At 72.2% G+C, this 16,369-nt stretch carries 19 protein-coding genes and 1 riboswitch; of the genes, 11 read left to right on the top strand and 8 right to left on the bottom strand.

The window, feature by feature from the left end; genetic code table 11:
- Positions 1–7: 7 nt before the first annotated feature.
- The 4 genes from OG514_RS37765 to bioB all read right to left on the bottom strand — a co-directional run bounded on the left by OG514_RS37765 (position 8) and on the right by bioB (position 3,669).
- Complete coding sequence (locus tag OG514_RS37765) at positions 8–352, bottom strand: VOC family protein (RefSeq protein ID WP_266902747.1); 345 nt, start codon at positions 350–352, stop codon at positions 8–10.
- Positions 353–413: 61 nt separating this feature from the next.
- The gene (gene bioD, locus OG514_RS37760) at positions 414–1,148 is read right to left on the bottom strand and encodes a dethiobiotin synthase (protein WP_266902745.1); all 735 of its coding nucleotides are present in this window, start codon (positions 1,146–1,148) and stop codon (positions 414–416) included.
- A gap of 20 nt (positions 1,149–1,168) precedes the next feature.
- The gene (locus tag OG514_RS37755; RefSeq protein ID WP_266903087.1) at positions 1,169–2,449 is read right to left on the bottom strand and encodes an adenosylmethionine--8-amino-7-oxononanoate transaminase; all 1,281 of its coding nucleotides are present in this window, start codon (positions 2,447–2,449) and stop codon (positions 1,169–1,171) included.
- 5 nt (positions 2,450–2,454) lie between these two features.
- Positions 2,455–3,669: a biotin synthase BioB gene (bioB, locus tag OG514_RS37750; protein WP_266902743.1), complete on the bottom strand. Its 1,215-nt coding sequence runs from the start codon at positions 3,667–3,669 to the stop codon at positions 2,455–2,457.
- A gap of 143 nt (positions 3,670–3,812) precedes the next feature.
- Here bioB and OG514_RS37745 point away from each other — a divergent pair, with 143 nt between their 5' ends.
- Both OG514_RS37745 and OG514_RS37740 read left to right on the top strand, forming a co-directional pair.
- The gene (locus OG514_RS37745) at positions 3,813–5,000 is read left to right on the top strand and encodes an 8-amino-7-oxononanoate synthase (protein WP_266902741.1); all 1,188 of its coding nucleotides are present in this window, start codon (positions 3,813–3,815) and stop codon (positions 4,998–5,000) included.
- Positions 5,001–5,162: 162 nt separating this feature from the next.
- Positions 5,163–5,600: an ATP-binding protein gene (locus OG514_RS37740; RefSeq protein WP_266902739.1), complete on the top strand. Its 438-nt coding sequence runs from the start codon at positions 5,163–5,165 to the stop codon at positions 5,598–5,600.
- 141 nt (positions 5,601–5,741) lie between these two features.
- Here the strand turns inward: OG514_RS37740 and OG514_RS37735 are convergent, their stop codons facing one another.
- The 3 genes from OG514_RS37735 to OG514_RS37725 form a co-directional block, all read right to left on the bottom strand.
- The gene (locus OG514_RS37735) at positions 5,742–6,218 is read right to left on the bottom strand and encodes a C40 family peptidase (RefSeq protein ID WP_266902737.1); all 477 of its coding nucleotides are present in this window, start codon (positions 6,216–6,218) and stop codon (positions 5,742–5,744) included.
- A gap of 2 nt (positions 6,219–6,220) precedes the next feature.
- Positions 6,221–6,352: riboswitch (cyclic di-AMP (ydaO/yuaA leader) on the bottom strand.
- Positions 6,353–6,742: 390 nt separating this feature from the next.
- On the bottom strand, positions 6,743–7,048 hold the full coding sequence (locus OG514_RS37730) for a hypothetical protein (protein WP_266902735.1): 306 nt from the start codon (positions 7,046–7,048) through the stop codon (positions 6,743–6,745).
- Positions 7,049–7,055: 7 nt separating this feature from the next.
- On the bottom strand, positions 7,056–7,679 hold the full coding sequence (locus OG514_RS37725) for an ATP-dependent Clp protease proteolytic subunit (RefSeq protein WP_266902733.1): 624 nt from the start codon (positions 7,677–7,679) through the stop codon (positions 7,056–7,058).
- Between the two features lie 58 nt (positions 7,680–7,737).
- Between OG514_RS37725 and OG514_RS37720 the strand changes: the two genes are divergently transcribed.
- Positions 7,738–8,016, top strand: a complete 279-nt coding sequence (locus OG514_RS37720) for a type II toxin-antitoxin system Phd/YefM family antitoxin (protein WP_266902731.1) — start codon at positions 7,738–7,740, stop codon at positions 8,014–8,016.
- Positions 8,017–8,163: 147 nt separating this feature from the next.
- Here the strand turns inward: OG514_RS37720 and OG514_RS37715 are convergent, their stop codons facing one another.
- A complete protein-coding gene (locus OG514_RS37715) occupies positions 8,164–9,171 on the bottom strand; it encodes an ABC transporter permease (protein ID WP_266902729.1) in 1,008 nt (335 codons plus the stop codon).
- Between the two features lie 105 nt (positions 9,172–9,276).
- Between OG514_RS37715 and OG514_RS37710 the strand changes: the two genes are divergently transcribed.
- The 8 genes from OG514_RS37710 to OG514_RS37675 all read left to right on the top strand — a co-directional run bounded on the left by OG514_RS37710 (position 9,277) and on the right by OG514_RS37675 (position 16,351).
- Positions 9,277–9,894 (top strand): TetR/AcrR family transcriptional regulator, encoded by a 618-nt coding sequence (locus OG514_RS37710; RefSeq protein WP_266902727.1) that lies wholly within the window; start codon positions 9,277–9,279, stop codon positions 9,892–9,894.
- 181 nt (positions 9,895–10,075) lie between these two features.
- Complete coding sequence (locus tag OG514_RS37705) at positions 10,076–10,378, top strand: urease subunit gamma (protein ID WP_266902725.1); 303 nt, start codon at positions 10,076–10,078, stop codon at positions 10,376–10,378.
- Positions 10,379–10,391: 13 nt separating this feature from the next.
- On the top strand, positions 10,392–10,775 hold the full coding sequence (locus OG514_RS37700) for an urease subunit beta (RefSeq protein WP_266902723.1): 384 nt from the start codon (positions 10,392–10,394) through the stop codon (positions 10,773–10,775).
- Positions 10,768–12,489: an urease subunit alpha gene (locus OG514_RS37695; RefSeq protein ID WP_266902721.1), complete on the top strand. Its 1,722-nt coding sequence runs from the start codon at positions 10,768–10,770 to the stop codon at positions 12,487–12,489. Before OG514_RS37700 ends, OG514_RS37695 begins: the two co-directional genes overlap by 8 nt.
- Positions 12,489–13,154: an urease accessory protein UreF gene (locus OG514_RS37690; RefSeq protein WP_266902719.1), complete on the top strand. Its 666-nt coding sequence runs from the start codon at positions 12,489–12,491 to the stop codon at positions 13,152–13,154. The genes OG514_RS37695 and OG514_RS37690 overlap by 1 nt, the downstream gene beginning before the upstream one ends.
- 19 nt (positions 13,155–13,173) lie before the next feature.
- Complete coding sequence (ureG, locus tag OG514_RS37685; RefSeq protein ID WP_266902717.1) at positions 13,174–13,851, top strand: urease accessory protein UreG; 678 nt, start codon at positions 13,174–13,176, stop codon at positions 13,849–13,851.
- Entirely contained in the window at positions 13,848–14,591 is a 744-nt protein-coding gene (locus OG514_RS37680; protein ID WP_266902715.1) for an urease accessory protein UreD, read from the top strand. The genes ureG and OG514_RS37680 overlap by 4 nt, the downstream gene beginning before the upstream one ends.
- Before the next feature lie 179 nt (positions 14,592–14,770).
- Entirely contained in the window at positions 14,771–16,351 is a 1,581-nt protein-coding gene (locus OG514_RS37675; protein ID WP_266902713.1) for an alpha/beta hydrolase, read from the top strand.
- Positions 16,352–16,369: the final 18 nt, after the last annotated feature.

The raw sequence follows: 16,369 nt of genomic DNA, 5'->3' as shown, positions 1-16,369 counted from the left end.
AGCCTCCTCAGCCCGTCACGAAGCAGAACTCGTTGCCCTCCGGGTCCCACATGACCTGGAAGGAGCCCTGCTCGTCCTTGACGAGGTCGCCGACCCGGGACGCGCCCGCGGTCACGGCCTCGTCGGCGGCCACGACCGGGTCCAGGACCTCCAGGTCGAGATGGACGCGGTTCTTCACCGACTTGCCCTCCGGCACCTGCTGGAAGGCGAGCCGGACGAACCCCGGCGGGTCCACGTACGACCAGTCGGTGCTCCGGTCGACCGGAGCACCGCCGAGCAGCCCGGCCCAGAAGCGGACGAGTGCGGCCGGATCGGCACAGTCGAAGACGATCTCCTGAACGTGAGCGCGCATGCCCCCAGCCTACGGAGTGGAGACCTCCGCGTCCCTCGTTACGAGGCCCCCGCGTCCCTCGCTACGAAGCTCCCGCGTACGGCTCCAGGAACCGCTCCCGGAACGCCTCCGCGTCCCACGTACCCCCCAGGACCGGGCCCAGCCAGCCGCCCGCCGCCGCCCGGAACTCCGCCGGGCCGAGCGAACCCGACCCCTCCGGTACGGCCCCGAGGAGCGGCGCGCCCGCCTCCTGCGGCAGGTCCGCGAGGTTGCAGCGCATCGCCAGGTCCGGCGCGTCCGGCCAGCTGCCGATCACGACGCCCAGCTGCTCGATCCCGCGCGCCCGCAGCGCCTCCGCCGTGAGCGTCGTCGAGTTGAGCGTGCCCAGACCGGCCGGGACCACCACCAGGACGGGTGCGCCGAGCAGCGCCGCCGCGTCCGCGAGCGTGCCGCCGTCCTCGTCGAAGCGGACGAGCAGCCCGCCCGCCCCCTCCACGAGCACCAGGTCGTACTCGGCGGCCAGCTTCCCGGCGGCCTCGGCGACCTCCGCGGGCCCGACCGGGGCGAGCCCGGCCCGCCGGGCCGCGGTCCCCGGGGCCAGCGGCTCCGGGAAACGGCCCAGCTCGGCGGAGCCCACGGCGCCCGAGAGCCGGACGACCTCGTCCGCGTCACCGCGCTCGTCCGCTCCGACGCCGGTCTGCGCGGGCTTCAGGACGGCGACCGACCGTCCGGCGGCCGTGGCGATCGCGGCGACGGCGGCCGTGACGACGGTCTTGCCGATCTCCGTGCCCGTACCGCTGACGACGATGATTCCCACTGTTCTCCCCGCTCTTCCGGTCAGCCCGCGGCCGCCGCCGCGCACACCGCGGCGCAGATCCGGGCCAGGTCCTCGTCGTCCGTCACGTACGGCGGCATCGTGTAGATCAGGTCGCGGAACGGGCGTACCCACACGCCCGCCCGGACCGCGGCGCGCGTCGCCGCCGCCATGTCGACCGGGTGGTCGAGCTGGACGACGCCGATGGCGCCGAGCACCCGCACCTCGCGGACGCCCGGGAGGTCGGCGGCGGGGGCGAGACCCTCCCGCAGTCCTGCCTCGATCCGCTTGACCTCGACCCGCCAGTCCTGGGAGAGCAGCAGGTCGATCGAGGCGAGGGCCACCGCGGAGGCCAGCGGGTTGCCCATGAAGGTCGGCCCGTGGGCCAGGACCGGGACCTCGCCCTGTGAGATCCCGTCGGCGACCCGACTCGTGCAGAGCGTCGCCGCCATCGACAGATAGCCGCCGGTCAGCGCCTTGCCCAGGCACATCACATCGGGGGAGACCCCCACCTGGTCGGCGGCGAACAGCGTGCCCGTACGCCCGAACCCGGTGGCGATCTCGTCGAAGACGAGCAGCACGTCGTGCGCGTCGCAGGCCTCGCGCAGCACCCGCAGGTACTCCGGGTCGTGGAAGCGCATCCCGCCCGCGCCCTGCACCACCGGCTCCACGATCACGGCGGCCAGTTCGTGGGCGTGCTTTCCGATCTCGGTCCGCAGGAGTTCGGCGTAGGACTCCTCGTACGCGGCCGGCGGGGCGTCCACGAACACCTGGGGCTGGAGCACTCCGGTCCACAGCTCGTGCATCCCGCCGGCGGGGTCGCACACGGACATCGGCTGCCAGGTGTCCCCGTGGTAGCCGCCGCGCCAGGTGAACAGGCGCTGCTTCTCGGGGCGGCCCAGCGAACGCCAGTACTGCAGGCACATCTTCACCGCCACCTCGACGGAGACCGACCCCGAGTCGCTGAGGAAGACGTGCCGCAGCGGCTCGGGGGTGATCTCGACGAGCCGGGCGGCGAGCCGGACGGCCGGCTCATGGGTGAGCCCGCCGAACATGACGTGGCTCATGCGGTCCAGCTGGCCGCGCACCGCCTCGTTGAGCACGGGGTGGTTGTAGCCGTGGACCGCGGACCACCAGGAGGACATGCCGTCGATCAACTCGGCCTGACCCTCGGAGGGTTCGGCGAGCCGGAGGCGTACGCCGGACGCGGACTCGACGACCAGCGGATCCGTACGGCCCGGCATGGGGCCGTACGGATGCCAGACGTGGGCCCGGTCGAGGGCGATCAGTTCGTCGTTGCGCACGGCGGTCACGCGTTCGGCGCGAGGTCCGTACCGGCGCCACGGCGACGCACGGCGACCAGGTCGGTCCGCGCCTGGTTCGCCGCGGCCTCCGTCTCGTCGGCGGCGACCGGTGCGTGGCCCCCGCACGGACCGCAGCCGCCGCCCGCCGCGTCGTGCGAGCCGCAGCCCGCCGACGCCTGGGAACCGCAGCCGCCGCCCGCCGCGGCGAGCGCGTCCGCGCGGTGCTTCGGGAGCGTGGTCGTGCCCGCGCCCTCCACCTCGAAGCCCGCGTCCGCGATCATGTCCAGGTCGGCCTGGCCGGCCTGGCCCTCGCTCGTCAGGTAGTCGCCGAGGAAGATCGAGTTCGCGATGTTCAGCGCGAGCGGCTGCATCGAGCGCAGGTGCACCTCACGGCCGCCGGCGATCCGCACCTCGACGTCGGGGCAGACGAACCGCACCATCGCGAGGATCCGCAGGCAGCGCTGCGGGGTGAGGTTCCACTCCTTGGCGAGCGGCGTGCCCTCGAAGGGGATGAGGAAGTTGACCGGCACCGAGTCGGAGTCGAGCTCGCGCAGCGCGTAGACGACGTCGACGAGGTCCTCGTCGGTCTCGCCCATGCCCGCGATCAGACCCGAGCAGGCCGACAGGCCGGCGGCGTGCGCCTTCTGCACGGTGTCCACCCGGTCGGCGTACGTGTGGGTCTTGGTGATCCCCTCGTACGTCGCCTCGGACGTGTTCAGGTTGTGGTTGTACGCGTCGGCGCCGGCGTCCCGCAGCCGCTCCGCCTGTCCGTCCGACAGCAGACCGAGGCAGGCACACACCTCGATGCCCTCGTTCTGTTCCTTGATGGCCTCGATGGTCCTGCCGACGCGCTCCACGTCCCGGTCCGTCGGACCGCGGCCGCTCGCCACCAGGCAGACCCGCTTCGCCCCGCCCGCGACACCCGCGGCGGCGGCCTGGGAGGCCTCGTCCGGCTTCAGCCAGGTGTACTTGAGGATCTCGGCCTTGGAGCCGAGCCGCTGCGAGCAGTACGAGCAGTCCTCGGGGCAGAGCCCCGACTTCAGGTTCACCAGGTAGTTGAGCTTCACCCGCCGCCCGAACCACTGACGGCGCACCTTGCCGGCCGCCGCCACCACATCGAGCAGTTCGTCGTCGGAGGTCGCCAGGACGGCGAGCGCTTCTTCACGGGTCGGCAGCTCGCGCCGCAGCCCCTTCTCCACCAGCGTGTTCAGCAGGTCCATAAGCGTTGATCCTCGCCTACCGCCCACCCCCTGGCCAAGGAGGATCCGAACAAACGCCCCCGATAGAGGTGTGTGGATGACCACATCCCGACCTCGGCATCCTTTGGTTAGGGTCTGTGCGCTGCCTACAAAAGGATCGCCGCATGCCACAGGCCGACGACGCACGGGCCGCGGGCCCGCGCCGGACCGCGTTCGACTGGACCGACGCCGAGGCGCGCCGCCGGGCGGACGCCGGTCTCGTCCGTACGCTGCGGCCCCGGGCGGCCGAGTCGGACCTGCTCGACCTGGCGAGCAACGACTACCTCGGCCTCACCCGGCGCCCGGAGGTCACCGAAGCGGCGGCCGAGGCGGCGAGGAGCTGGGGCGCGGGTTCCACCGGCTCACGGCTCGTGACCGGCACCACCCGGTTGCACACCCGGCTGGAGCGCGAGCTCGCCGAGTTCTGCGGATTCGAGGCGGCCCTCGTCTTCTCCTCCGGCTACACCGCCAACCTGGCCGCGCTCACCGCGCTCGGCGGCCGGGACTCCCTGATCGTCTCCGACACCTCGAACCACGCCTCGATCGTGGACGGCTGCCGCCTCGCGCGCGCCGAGACGGCCGTCGTGCCGCACACCGACCCCGAGGCCGTACGCAAGACCCTGGACGCCCATCCCGGGCGCCGGGCCCTGGTCGTCAGCGACTCCGTCTTCTCCGTCGACGGCGACAAGGCCCCGCTGCCGGAGCTGGCCACGGCCTGCCGCGCGCACGGCGCCGGACTCGTCGTGGACGACGCCCACGGCTTCGGCGTCCTCGGCGAGGGCGGCCGCGGCGCCCTCCACGAGGCGGGCCTCGCGGGTGACGAGGACGTCGTCGCCACGCTGACCCTCTCCAAGTCCCTCGGCAGCCAGGGCGGTGCCGTCCTCGGCCCCGCCCGGGTGATCGAGCACCTGGTGAACGCGGCCCGCACCTTCATCTTCGACACCGGGCTCGCCCCGGCCGCCGCGGGCGGTGCGCTCGCGAGCCTGCGCCTCATCAGGGCCGAGGCCGGCCTCGCCGAGCGGGCCCGCACCGTCGCGACCACGCTGTACCGGTTGCTCACGGAGGCCGGCCTCACGGCCGCCCGGCCCGACGCGGCCGTCGTCTCGGTGCGCGCGCCCTCCCCGGAGGCGGCGCTGCGCTGGGCGGCGGACTGCCGCGAACAGGGCCTGGCGGTCGGCTGCTTCCGGCCGCCGTCCGTACCCGACGGCATCTCGCGGCTCCGGCTCACCGCCCGCGCCGATCTGACGGACGCGCAGATCGAGCGCGCGGTGGGGACGATTCTGCGCACGGCGTCGGCCGGCCGGCAGGACTGACGAGACGCTCAAGAGCGTTTCGGGGACCCAGAGTTCACCGCTTCGGGCGACAGATGGGGACATATCTTGGTGGAACGCCGCCCGGCGCGGCACGATCGGTGGCACTCTGACGCGAAGCGCAATCCGGGGCAGCCGCCCCGGCGGGAAAGGGACAGCGTCGCCATGGCAGATCACCAGGAAGCATCCGTCACCCTGCCGAGCGATCCCGCCTCGGTCCCCACGGCCCGGCGGTACGTCGCGGACGTCCTCACCGGCTGGGGCCTCGACGATGCCGCGGAGATCGCGGACGCGATCCGTCTGATCGTCTCCGAACTCGCCACCAACGCCGTCCTGCACACTCTCGGCCAGTCGCCCACCTTCACGGTCGACGTGCGTCTGGAGCGGGAGGAACGGCTCCGCATCGGCGTCACCGATAGCCATCCGCGCCGGCCGCGGCGCCTCCCGGCGGCCGTCCAGCAGGACAACGGGCGGGGCATGGTCATCATTCGCGTCCTGGCGGCTGAGGCCGGGGGCCGGCTGTCCGTCACACCGACCGACGACGGCGGCAAGACGGTCTGGATCACTCTTCCGTGGACGGTCGCCCCCGTGGCCAGCTGCTAGGTCGTGTCCGGAAGGCAGCGCCGTCCGCCCGCGGGCCGGGCGGGACGTTCCGGACACGTCCCAGGGGGTGCCCCGTCCTGCCGGTCAGGGGTACGGCGGCGCCACCGCACCCCTCACGGACGAACCGCTACCGCTGCCTGATCAGCGGACGCGGCCGTAGTAGACCTTCGACGACCAGATCCTGTCGAGCTTCACCCAGGAGCCCGTCTTGGGTGAGTGCCAGACCTTGCCGTTGCCGGCGTAGATGCCCACGTGGTAGACCCTCCCGCCGGAGTGGAAGAAGACCAGGTCCCCCTTCTGCCTGGTGGAGGCGGAGATGTGCCGGGTCTTGTTGTACTGCTGCTGCGCGGTGCGGGGCAGCGACTTGCCCGCCTTCTTGTACGCGTAGAGCGTCAGACCGGAGCAGTCGAACCTCGTGGGTCCGGTGCTCCCGTACCGGTACGGAGCTCCCTTCTTGGACGCGGCGACGCTCAGTGCCTTGTTCGCGTGCGTGGTGGCTGCCTGGGCCTCCGTCGCCGCACCGGGTGCGAACAACGTGCCGCCGACGGCGGCGAGGGTGAGAGCCGAGACGGCTCCGGCCCGGGACAGCAGGGACGGGACGTGCATCTGCGCGGTCATGCGCAACCCTTCGTCAGCCGCCTGCGAAGGATGACCTGTCGGGTTCGGGCTGGCGAAGATGCCCGGCCGCTGACGCGGCTTCACCCCAAGGGACGGCCCCGCTGCCGGAGCAGCGCGTACGTCCCGTAAAAATCGGGTCCTCCACTCCTGCCGATCCAATCCTGTCGACCAGACGTCCGGGACAGCGGCAGGACTCGGCGTCCGCCCGGACCGCCCCGCCGTGGTGGCGGGGGCTTGTCGTCGACAGGGATCTTGACCCACACCAAGGTCGAAATCCGAGTTGAAACGGCGATATGTGAGGCTCCTCACGACTGATCCGTTCGGGTGGACAGGCAGCCTTTGTGATCTTCGGAGGTTTGGCCTATGAGCCTCGCACCAGCGGCGGAACGCCTCATTCCGCCAAATGCGTACATCTGTTGCGCAACTCGTCCGACACATTTGACGACTCGTCTACTACGCCGAACGGGGGAGCGATTCTGCGGTGCGTGTCGGCCGTCCGGGCCTCGACACGACACGCGGAAATGTCAACTCGCCCGAGTTCGCGGGACGGTGACGCGGTGTGCTCTGCGCTCCCCGTCCAGCACCCTGAGGGCGCGCGCCAAGGTGTCCGCGTGCACCTCGCTCTCGCCCCGCATATGCATGAGCGTCAGGGCCTGGAGGAGCGCCTCCGTCCGCCCCACCAGGGCCTGTGCCGCGCGAAGTGCTCCATAGGTATGCGCACCTCTGGATGGGTTGATCTTCCCGAGGAGGTCGACGACTTCGAGGTAGGCGTCGACGAGTTCACTCTCGGCGCGGGTCAGTGCGGGCAGCGGCGGCAGCTCGGGGACCATGGCCGGCTCACCCCGCCGTGCCGCCGGCGCCCGAGCGCCGGTTCGTGATCACGTGGTCCACCAGGCCGTACGAGACGGCCGCCGGCGCGTCCAGGACCGTGAGGCGGTCGAGGTCGGCGTCGATGCGCTCCCGGTCCTGCCCCGTGTGCTCGGTGAGCATCCCGGCCACCAGGGCGCGAAGCCGAAGGATCTCGCGGGCCTGGAGGTCGAGGTCGCTCAGCTGGCCCTGCACCGGCTCGTCCACGGTCGGCTGCTGGAGGGTGATCCGGGCGCCGGGCAGGACCATGCGCTTGCCCGGGGTGCCGGCGGCGAGCAGGACGGCGGCGGTGGACGCGGCCTGGCCGAGGCAGGTGGTCTCCACGTCGGAGTGGAGCGAGCGGATCGTGTCGTAGATCGCGGTCATGGCGCTGATCGAGCCGCCGGGGGAGTTGATGTAGAGCGAGATGTCCTGGTCCGGTGCCGCGTGGTCCAGGTAGAGGAACTGGGCGATGACGTCGTTGGCCGACGTCTCGTCGATCGGCGTCCCGAGGAAGACGATCCGGGACGCGAGGAGCTTGGAGTAGGGGTCGAGGGTCCGGGTTCCGTAGCTGGTCCGCTCCGTGAACTCGGGCAGGACGTGGCGCGCTTCCATGGCGGGTACCTCCATCTGTAAAAAATGTACAGGACGTACAACCCGTAAGATGGGGAGCATGACCTACGAGATCCCGGTGACGCAAGCGCGAGCCGAGCTCGCCGACCTGATCAACCGCGTCGTGTACGGCGGTGAGCGCGTCGTCGTCACCCGCCACGGGAAGCCCCTCGTCGCCCTGGTCTCCGCCGCTGACCTGGAGGAACTCGAGGCGGCAGAGAAGCCCGCCGACGAGCAGGTGATCAGCTCCGTCTCCGGCCTCCACCCCCTGGACTCCGCTACCGGCGAACAGCGCCGCTTCGGCATCGCCGCCCACCACCGCGAGCCCGGCGTCTCCTAAAGGGCGCCTTGCCGGGAGCCCCCCAGCGCGCCCGCCCGTCGGCCCCTCCTCTTTCACGGGCGCAGACGGAAAAGCCGCGTGCCCCCGTCCGCTACAGCGGGGGCACGCGGCCGTCTTCTTCGCGCGTACGGGCTCGGTGGACCGGGCTCAGCCCGCGCGCGCCGGAATCGGGGTCACCGCGGTGTCCGGTTCCGTGGGTTCCGTGCGCCGCCGCAGGGACCCCAGCACGGTCGCGGTGAGGCCGGCCGTCGCCCAGAGCGCGAGGACGAGAAGCGGCCCGCCCGCCGCCGCGCCCTCGAAGGAGGAGACGGACCGGAGGGCCGAGCCGGCGGCGCCCGGCGGCAGCCAGCGGCCGAGGGTGCCGACGGCGGTCGGCAGGAGTTCCGGTGCGCTCGACACCCCTGAGAAGGGGTTGCCGAGGAGGATCATCAGCAGCGCCCCGAGCCCGAGGCCCGGCTTGCCGACGAGCGCCGCGAGCCCCGCGAACGTCGACCCGATCGCCAGGACGGTGAGGCCGAGCACGCCCGCCTCGGCCCACCAGTTCCCGCCGAGCGCGCCGAGCCAACTGTGCGCGAGGGCCGCGCCGACGGCGCCCGCGAGCGCGGCGGCGCCGACGAGTGCGGCCACCGCGCGCCCGCCGCGCAGGCCGAGGAGGGTCGCGAGGACTCCCGCCGCCGCTCCGGCCAGGGCGAGCGGCAGCAGGCTGGAGGCGAGCACGGCCCCGCGCGGGTCGCCCGCCGGGGCGGCGACCACGTCCGTGACCAGGACCTTCGTGCCCTCCGGGGCCTGTGCGGTCACGGCCTCCCGCAGCAGTCCGGCCACCACGGGGCTCGCCGCCGAGGCGGTCAGGAGTTCCGTACCGCCCGGGGTCACGATCACCGCTCCGTATACCTTCCGGTTCTCTATCGCGGCGCGGGCCGCCGCCTCGTCCTCGTAACGGTGGACCTCGAAGGCCCCCTCGTGCCGGGAGAAGCCCTGTTCCAGGGCCGTGACCACCGTGGCGGGACCCGCGACGCCGATCGGCAGGTCGCGGGGTGCCGTCCGCGAGGCGGGCCACGCGAAGGCCCAGAGGGTCAGGGCGACGACGACGGGGATCAGCACCATCACCGCGATGGTCCTGCGCCCCGCGTCGACGGCGGTGGCGTTGGCGGACATGGTGTCCTCGATTCAAAGAGAAGGATCGTTCGTTTTTATATGGGCCTCACTGTCCTGCGGGAGTCGGAAGTTGTCAAGAATGAATATTCGTTTTAAGTTCGGGTCATGGCTCGTGTCTCCCAGGAACACCTCGACGCCCGGCGGCGGCAGATCCTCGACGGCGCGGCGCGCTGTTTCGCCCGCAACGGCTTCCATGCCACCTCGATGCAGGACGTGCTGAGCGAGGTCGGCCTGTCGGCCGGTGCGGTCTACCGGTACTTCCGCGGCAAGGACGAGATCATCGCGGCCATCGCGACCGAGGCCTTCGCCGGTATCCGGGGCGCCTTCGAGGAGGCGTCCAGGACCACGCCGCCGCCCACCCCCGACGTGCTGATCGGCGGGGTGCTCCGGCTCTTCCTGGAGGAGCGGATCGAGGGTGCCGACCGGCAGGCCTTCGCTCGCCTGATCATCCAGGTGTGGACGGAGACCCTGCGTAACGAGCAGCTGGCGAAGACCCTCTCCGAGGGCTACCACGGGATGCGCGTCGTCTGGGCGGATCTGGTCGCCGTCTACCGGGAGAGCGGCATCCTGTCCGCCGACGTCCCCGACGACTACGTGGCCCGCACCCTGATCGCCGTCGTCCAGGGCTTCATCGCCCAGCAGGCCCTCTTCGGCGACGTCGCCGTCGACGTACTGGAGGACGGGCTCCGGGGCCTGATGTCCATGTCGGTCGACCCGGTCTGACGACCGGGCGAGGTCCGGCGATCATGAAATCGCAAAGCCGGAGTTAACGAGCCGGAAAAACTTCCGCCCTAACGTGCAATGTCTGGCCGCGAGCCGCATCTCCGCAGTTCAACAAGGTGTTGAAGGTCGGTAGGGTCCGCAGCTGTCCGGGTGTCCCGGTCGACGACTGTGAGGTGGAAGAGTGCAACTGAGCCCGCACGAACAGGAACGCCTGCTCATCCATGTGGCGGCGGACGTCGCCGAGAAGCGCCGGGCCCGGGGTCTGCGTCTCAACCACCCCGAGGCCGTCGCCCTCCTCACCGCCCACATCCTGGAAGGCGCCCGCGACGGCCGCACTGTTGCCGAGCTGATGGCCTCCGGGCGCAAGGTGCTCACCCGCGACGAGGTCATGGACGGCATCCCCGAGATGATCCACGACGTCCAGGTCGAGGCCACCTTCCCCGACGGCACCAAGCTCGTCACCGTCCACGAGCCCATCCTCTGAACGGGCCGCGCCGATGATCCCCGGAGAGATCCTGTACGCGGACGGCCCCGTGGCCCTCAACGAGGGCCGCCCCGTCACGCGCCTGACCGTGCTCAACGCCGCCGACCGGCCCGTCCAGGTCGGCTCCCACTACCACTTCGCCGAGGTCAACCCCGGCCTGGACTTCGACCGCGCCGCCGCGCACGGCCGACGGCTGCACATCGCCGCCGGAACCGCCGTCCGCTTCGAACCGGGCATCCCCGTCGAGGTCGAACTCGTCCCGCTCGCCGGCCGCCGCATCGTGCCCGGCCTGCGCGGCGAGACGGCGGGCCCGCTCGACGCGTCCGGCGACGAGGCCGGCGAAGTCGCCCACGAGCCCTGCGAAGCCGACGAGACCAAGGGGGCCGACCGTGCCTGAGCTGCACCGCGCCGTCTACGCCGACCTGTTCGGCCCCACCACCGGCGACCGCATCCGGCTCGCCGACACCGACCTGCTCGTCGAGATCGAGGAGGACCGCAGCGGCGGGCCCGGCCGCGCCGGTGACGAGGCCGTCTTCGGAGGCGGCAAGGTCATCCGCGAGTCCATGGGCCAGGCCCGCACCACCCGCGCCGAGGGCGCCCCCGACACCGTGATCACCGGCGCCGTGATCATCGACCACTGGGGCGTCGTCAAGGCCGACATCGGCATCCGGGACGGCCGGATCACCGCCCTCGGCAAGGCGGGCAACCCCGACACCATGGACGGGGTCCACCCCGACCTCGTGATCGGCCCCGAGACCGAGATCATCGTCGGCAACGGCCGGATCGTCACCGCCGGCGCCGTCGACGCCCATGTCCACTTCATCTCGCCGACCGTCGTCGAGCAGGCCCTCGCGACCGGCGTCACCACCCTGGTCGGCGGCGGTACGGGACCGGCCGAGGGCACCAAGGCGACCACCGTCACCCCCGGCCCCTGGCACACGGCCCGGATGTTCGAGGCCCTGGACACCTTCCCCGTCAACATCGGTCTGCTCGGCAAGGGCAACACCATGTCCCGGGAGGCCATGCACTCCCAACTGCGCGGCGGAGCCCTCGGATTCAAGATCCACGAGGACTGGGGCGCCACCCCCGCCGTCATCGACGCCTGCCTGGGCGTCTGCGAGGAGACGGGTGCCCAGCTCGCCATCCACACCGACACCCTGAACGAGGCGGGCTTCGTCGGCGACACGCTCGCCGCCATCGCCGGGCGCACCGTCCACGCGTACCACACGGAGGGCGCCGGCGGCGGGCACGCCCCCGACATCATCACGGTGGTCTCGGAGCCGTACATCCTGCCCAGTTCGACCAACCCGACCCGGCCGCACACCGTCAACACCATCGAGGAACACCTCGACATGCTGATGGTCTGCCACCACCTCAACCCCGCCGTCCCCGAGGACCTCGCGTTCGCCGAGTCCAGGATCCGGCCCTCCACCATCGCCGCCGAGGACGTCCTCCACGACCTGGGCGCCATCTCGATCATCTCCTCCGACTCCCAGGCCATGGGCCGCATCGGCGAGGTGATCATGCGCACCTGGCAGACCGCGCACGTCATGAAGAAGCGACGCGGCGCCCTGCCCGGGGACGGCCGCGCCGACAACCACCGCGCGCGCCGCTACGTCGCCAAGTACACGATCAACCCGGCCGTCGCCCAGGGCATGGACCACCTCATCGGCTCGGTCGAACCCGGCAAGCTCGCCGACCTGGTCCTCTGGGAGCCCGCCTTCTTCGGGGTGAAGCCGCTCACCGTGCTCAAGGGCGGCCAGATCGCCTACGCGCAGATGGGTGACGCCAACGCCTCCATCCCCACCCCCCAGCCCGTGCTGCCCCGCCCGATGTTCGGCGCACTCGGCAAGGCCGCGGCGGCCGGCTCGGTCAACTTCGTCGCCCAGGCGGCGATCGAGGACGACATCGCCCAACGGGTAGGCGTGAACAAGCAGTTCACGGCGATCGGCAGCACCCGGCGGGTGACCAAGGCGGACATGCGGGAGAACGACGCGCTGCCCCGGGTCGAGGTCGACGCCGACACCTTCACCGTCACGATCGACGGCGAACCGGTCGAGCCCGCGCCCGCCGCCGAACTGCCCATGGCCCAGCGCTACTTCCTCTTCTGATGACGAGTCGCGCTGCCCTCCTCGTGCTCGCCGACGGGCGGTTCCCCGCCGGCGGGCACGCCCACTCCGGCGGGGCCGAGGCCGCCGTCAAGGCAGGCCGGATCACCGACGCGGCGAGCCTCGCCGCGTTCTGCCGCGGCAGGCTGCACACCACCGGTCTCACCGCGGCGGCCCTCGCCGCCGCGGCCGCGCTCGGGCACGACCCGTACGCGCTCGACGCGGCCGCCGACGCCCGCACCCCCTCACCCGCCCTGCGCGCAGCCGCCCGCAAGCTCGGCCGGCAGATGATGCGTGCGGCCCGCGCCACCTGGCCCTGCCCAGAACTCGACGCGCTCGCAGCCGCGTTCCCGCGCGGCGCCCACCAGCCCGTCGTCCTGGGCACCGCCGCCCGCGCCGCGGGGCTCGGCCCCGAGGACGCCGCACACTGCGTCGCGTACGAGACCGTCAGCGGCCCCGCCACCGCCACGGTCCGGCTGCTGAGCCTGGACCCCTTCCAGGCCACCGCCGTCCTCGCCCGCCTCGCCCCCGCCATGGACCTGGTCGCCGAGGAAGCCGCCGCCGCCGCCCGGCAGGGCGTCGACGCCCTGCCCGCCGCCTCCGCGCCCCTCCTCGACATCACCGCCGAGCAGCACGCGGCCTGGCCCGTCCGCCTCTTCGCATCCTGAGAACCACTGGAGCCGCCCCATGCACCTCGACCACTCCCACGACCACCTCGGCGCCGTCTCCGCCGACGCCCACCGCCCCGACGGCACCCGCCGCGCCCTGCGGATCGGACTCGGCGGACCCGTCGGCTCCGGCAAGACCGCCACCGTCGCCGCCCTCTGCCGGGTCCTGCGCGACTCCCTCTCCCTCGCCGTCGTCACCAACGACATCTACACCCGCGAGGACGCCGAGTTCCTGCTCCGCAACGCTGTCCTGCCGCCCGAGCGCATCCAGGCCGTCGAGACCGGCGCCTGCCCGCACACCGCCATCCGCGACGACATCTCCGCCAACCTCGAAGCCGTCGAGGAGCTGGAGGACACCGTCGGCCCGCTCGACCTCATCCTCGTCGAGTCCGGCGGGGACAACCTCACGGCCACCTTCTCCAAGGGCCTCGTCGACGCCCAGATCTTCGTCATCGACGTGGCCGGCGGCGACGACATCCCGCGCAAGGGCGGCCCCGGCGTCACCACCGCCGACCTCCTGGTCGTCAACAAGACCGACCTCGCCCCCTACGTGGGCTCCGACCTGGAGCGGATGGCGCGCGACGCCGAGGAGCAGCGCGGCGAACTGCCCGTCGCCTTCACCTCGCTGCGCGCCGAGAACGGCGTCGCCCCGGTCGCCGACTGGGTCCGGGCCCAGCTCGGAGCATGGACCGCGTGAGCCTGCGCGCCACCGCCCGGATCGCCGCCGACGCCGACGGCGGGCTGCCGCTCCTGGTGAGCGACGGGCCCTTCGCCCTGCGTCGTACCAGAGCCTCCGGGCCGTACACCCGGGTCACCGTCGTCGGGGCGATGAGCGCCCCGCTCGGCGGTGACCGGCTCGCGATCGAGACCGAGGTACGGGACGGGGCCCGGCTCCTGGTCGACTCGGCCGCCGCCACCCTCGCCCTGCCGGGCCGGAGCGCCGAGCCCGCCGCGTACGACGTCCGGATCACCGTCGGGGAGGAGGGAGTGCTCCGCTGGCTGCCCGAACAGCTGGTCTCCGTGCACGGCTCGGAGCTGCGGATGCGTACGGTCGTCGAACTCGCCGCCACGGCACGGCTGGTCCTGCGCGAGGAGCAGATCCTCGGCCGGCACGGCGAACCGCCCGGCACCCTCGTCACCCGCCTCACCGTTCACCGGGCCGGGCGCCCCCTCCTCGACCAGGAGCTGGCCTTCGGCCCCGGCGCTCCCGGCGGCTGGGACGGCGGCGCGGTCCTCGGCGGCCACCGGGCCACCGGACAGCTCCTCGTCGTCGACCCGGCGTTCGAGGGGAAGCCGGTGGAGCCACGGCTGCTCGGGGAGTACGCCGCCGTCACGCCGCTCGCGGGACCGGCGGTCCTCGCCACCGCCGTCGCCCCGGACGCCCTCACGGTGCGGCGCCTGCTCGACATCGCTCTGTCCGAACTCGCCCCGTTCTGACCGGACCTGTGCGGCCGCCGAGAGGTATCCGCTCAGCGGTACACCGTTCACCGGTTATTGGTTCGGCAAAGAAACACGCGTTCGCCCTTTCATCGAGAGCCTCCGGAACGAAAGGATCCCCCGGACAGCCAACACACAGCGCCGCCACGGGGGGTGGCGCCCATCTTGGGGGAGAACACTTGAGACGAACGGCAGTGCTCGGCTCGGCCGGCACTCTGATATCGGGCACGCTCGTCCTGGGCGCGCTCGCGGCCCCGGCGGCGAACGCCGACAGCAACCGTCACCTGCGCGACGCCGAGGCGATCGGCGTCACCGTCGCCGCGTCGCGGGCCGCCCAGGCCGGCATCGACTGGCAGGACTGCCCGGCCGACTGGGGCCTGGAGAAGCCGATCCAGTGCGGCTGGGTCACCGTCCCCGTCGACTACGCCAAGCCCAACGGCAAGAAGATCAAGATCGCGGTCGACCGGATCAACGCCACCGGCACCCCCGCCGAGCGCCAGGGCGCGCTCCTCTACAACCCGGGCGGCCCCGGCGGCTCCGGCCTGCGCTTCCCGCGCCGGGTCACCACCAAGAACGCGATCTGGGCGGGCGCCGCCAAGGCCTACGACTTCGTGGGCTTCGACCCGCGCGGCGTCGGCAAGTCGGCCCCCATCTCCTGCGTCGACCCGGCCGAGTTCGTCAAGGGCCCCAAGCTCGACCCGGTCCCCGACAGCGAGGCCGACAAGCTGGCGCAGCGCAAGCTCGCCGCCGAGTACGCCAAGGGCTGCGCCGAGAAGAGCGGCGACATGCTGCCCTTCATCAACACGCGCAACACCGCGCGTGACCTCGACGTCATCCGCGCCGCCCTCGGCGAGAAGAAGCTCAACTTCGTCGGCGTCTCCTACGGCACCTACCTCGGCGCGGTCTACGGCACCCTCTTCCCGACCCACGTCCGCCGCATGGTCCTCGACAGCGTCGTCAACCCGTCGACGCGCAAGGTCTGGTACGAGGTCAACCTCGACCAGGACATCGCCTTCGAGGGCCGGCTCAAGGACTGGATGACCTGGGTCGCCCAGAACGACGCCACCTACCACCTCGGCGACACCCTGGCGGAGGTCCAGCAGCAGTGGGTGACCCTGCGCGCCGCCGCCAAGAAGGAGCCCCTCGGCGGCAAGGTCGGCCCGGCCGAGCTCATCGGCTTCTTCCAGAACGCCCCCTACTACGACTCCATGTGGGCCCCGGTGGCCGAGGCCTGGAGCGCGTACGCCGCGGGTGACCCGCAGCCGCTCATCGACAACGCGGCCTCGGACCCGACCGACACCGTCGGCAACGCGGCCTCGGAGAACGGCAACGCCGTCTACACCGCGGTCGAGTGCGCCGACACCTCCTGGCCGACCAGCTGGAAGAAGTGGGACCGGGACAACAGCCGGCTCCACCAGCAGTACCCCTTCATGACCTGGGCCAACGCATGGATGAACCTGCCCTGCGCCACCTGGTCCGCGCCGCGCCAGCGCCCGACCGAGGTGAAGACCGGCAAGGGCCTGCCGCCGGTGCTCATCGCCCAGTCCGAGCGCGACGCCGCCACCCCGTACGCCGGCGCCGTCGAGCTGCACAAGCGGTTCAAGGGCTCGCGCCTGATCACGGAGAAGGACGCCGGCTCGCACGGCATCACCGGCCTGGTCAACCCGTGCCTCAACACCAAGGTCGAGGCCTACCTGCTGACCGGCAAGCTGGACGCCACGGACCAGACCTGCGCCCCGCACGCCACCCCGAAGCCGTAACACGCTGACGGCCCGGTG

This window comes from Streptomyces sp. NBC_00572 (genome assembly GCF_026341815.1).
GTDB lineage: Bacteria > Actinomycetota > Actinomycetes > Streptomycetales > Streptomycetaceae > Streptomyces.
This window is presented reverse-complemented; position numbering and strand designations above follow the sequence as displayed.

Coding starts and splice junctions, on each gene's coding strand:
- OG514_RS37765 (WP_266902747.1), bottom strand. CDS start 352: ATGCGCGCTCACGTTCAGGAGATCGTCTTCGACTGTGCCGATCCGGCC.
- bioB (WP_266902743.1), bottom strand. CDS start 3,669: ATGGACCTGCTGAACACGCTGGTGGAGAAGGGGCTGCGGCGCGAGCTG.
- OG514_RS37745 (WP_266902741.1), top strand. CDS start 3,813: ATGCCACAGGCCGACGACGCACGGGCCGCGGGCCCGCGCCGGACCGCG.
- OG514_RS37740 (WP_266902739.1), top strand. CDS start 5,163: ATGGCAGATCACCAGGAAGCATCCGTCACCCTGCCGAGCGATCCCGCC.
- OG514_RS37735 (WP_266902737.1), bottom strand. CDS start 6,218: ATGACCGCGCAGATGCACGTCCCGTCCCTGCTGTCCCGGGCCGGAGCC.
- OG514_RS37730 (WP_266902735.1), bottom strand. CDS start 7,048: ATGGTCCCCGAGCTGCCGCCGCTGCCCGCACTGACCCGCGCCGAGAGT.
- OG514_RS37725 (WP_266902733.1), bottom strand. CDS start 7,679: ATGGAAGCGCGCCACGTCCTGCCCGAGTTCACGGAGCGGACCAGCTAC.
- OG514_RS37720 (WP_266902731.1), top strand. CDS start 7,738: ATGACCTACGAGATCCCGGTGACGCAAGCGCGAGCCGAGCTCGCCGAC.
- OG514_RS37715 (WP_266902729.1), bottom strand. CDS start 9,171: ATGTCCGCCAACGCCACCGCCGTCGACGCGGGGCGCAGGACCATCGCG.
- OG514_RS37710 (WP_266902727.1), top strand. CDS start 9,277: ATGGCTCGTGTCTCCCAGGAACACCTCGACGCCCGGCGGCGGCAGATC.
- OG514_RS37700 (WP_266902723.1), top strand. CDS start 10,392: ATGATCCCCGGAGAGATCCTGTACGCGGACGGCCCCGTGGCCCTCAAC.
- OG514_RS37690 (WP_266902719.1), top strand. CDS start 12,489: ATGACGAGTCGCGCTGCCCTCCTCGTGCTCGCCGACGGGCGGTTCCCC.
- ureG (WP_266902717.1), top strand. CDS start 13,174: ATGCACCTCGACCACTCCCACGACCACCTCGGCGCCGTCTCCGCCGAC.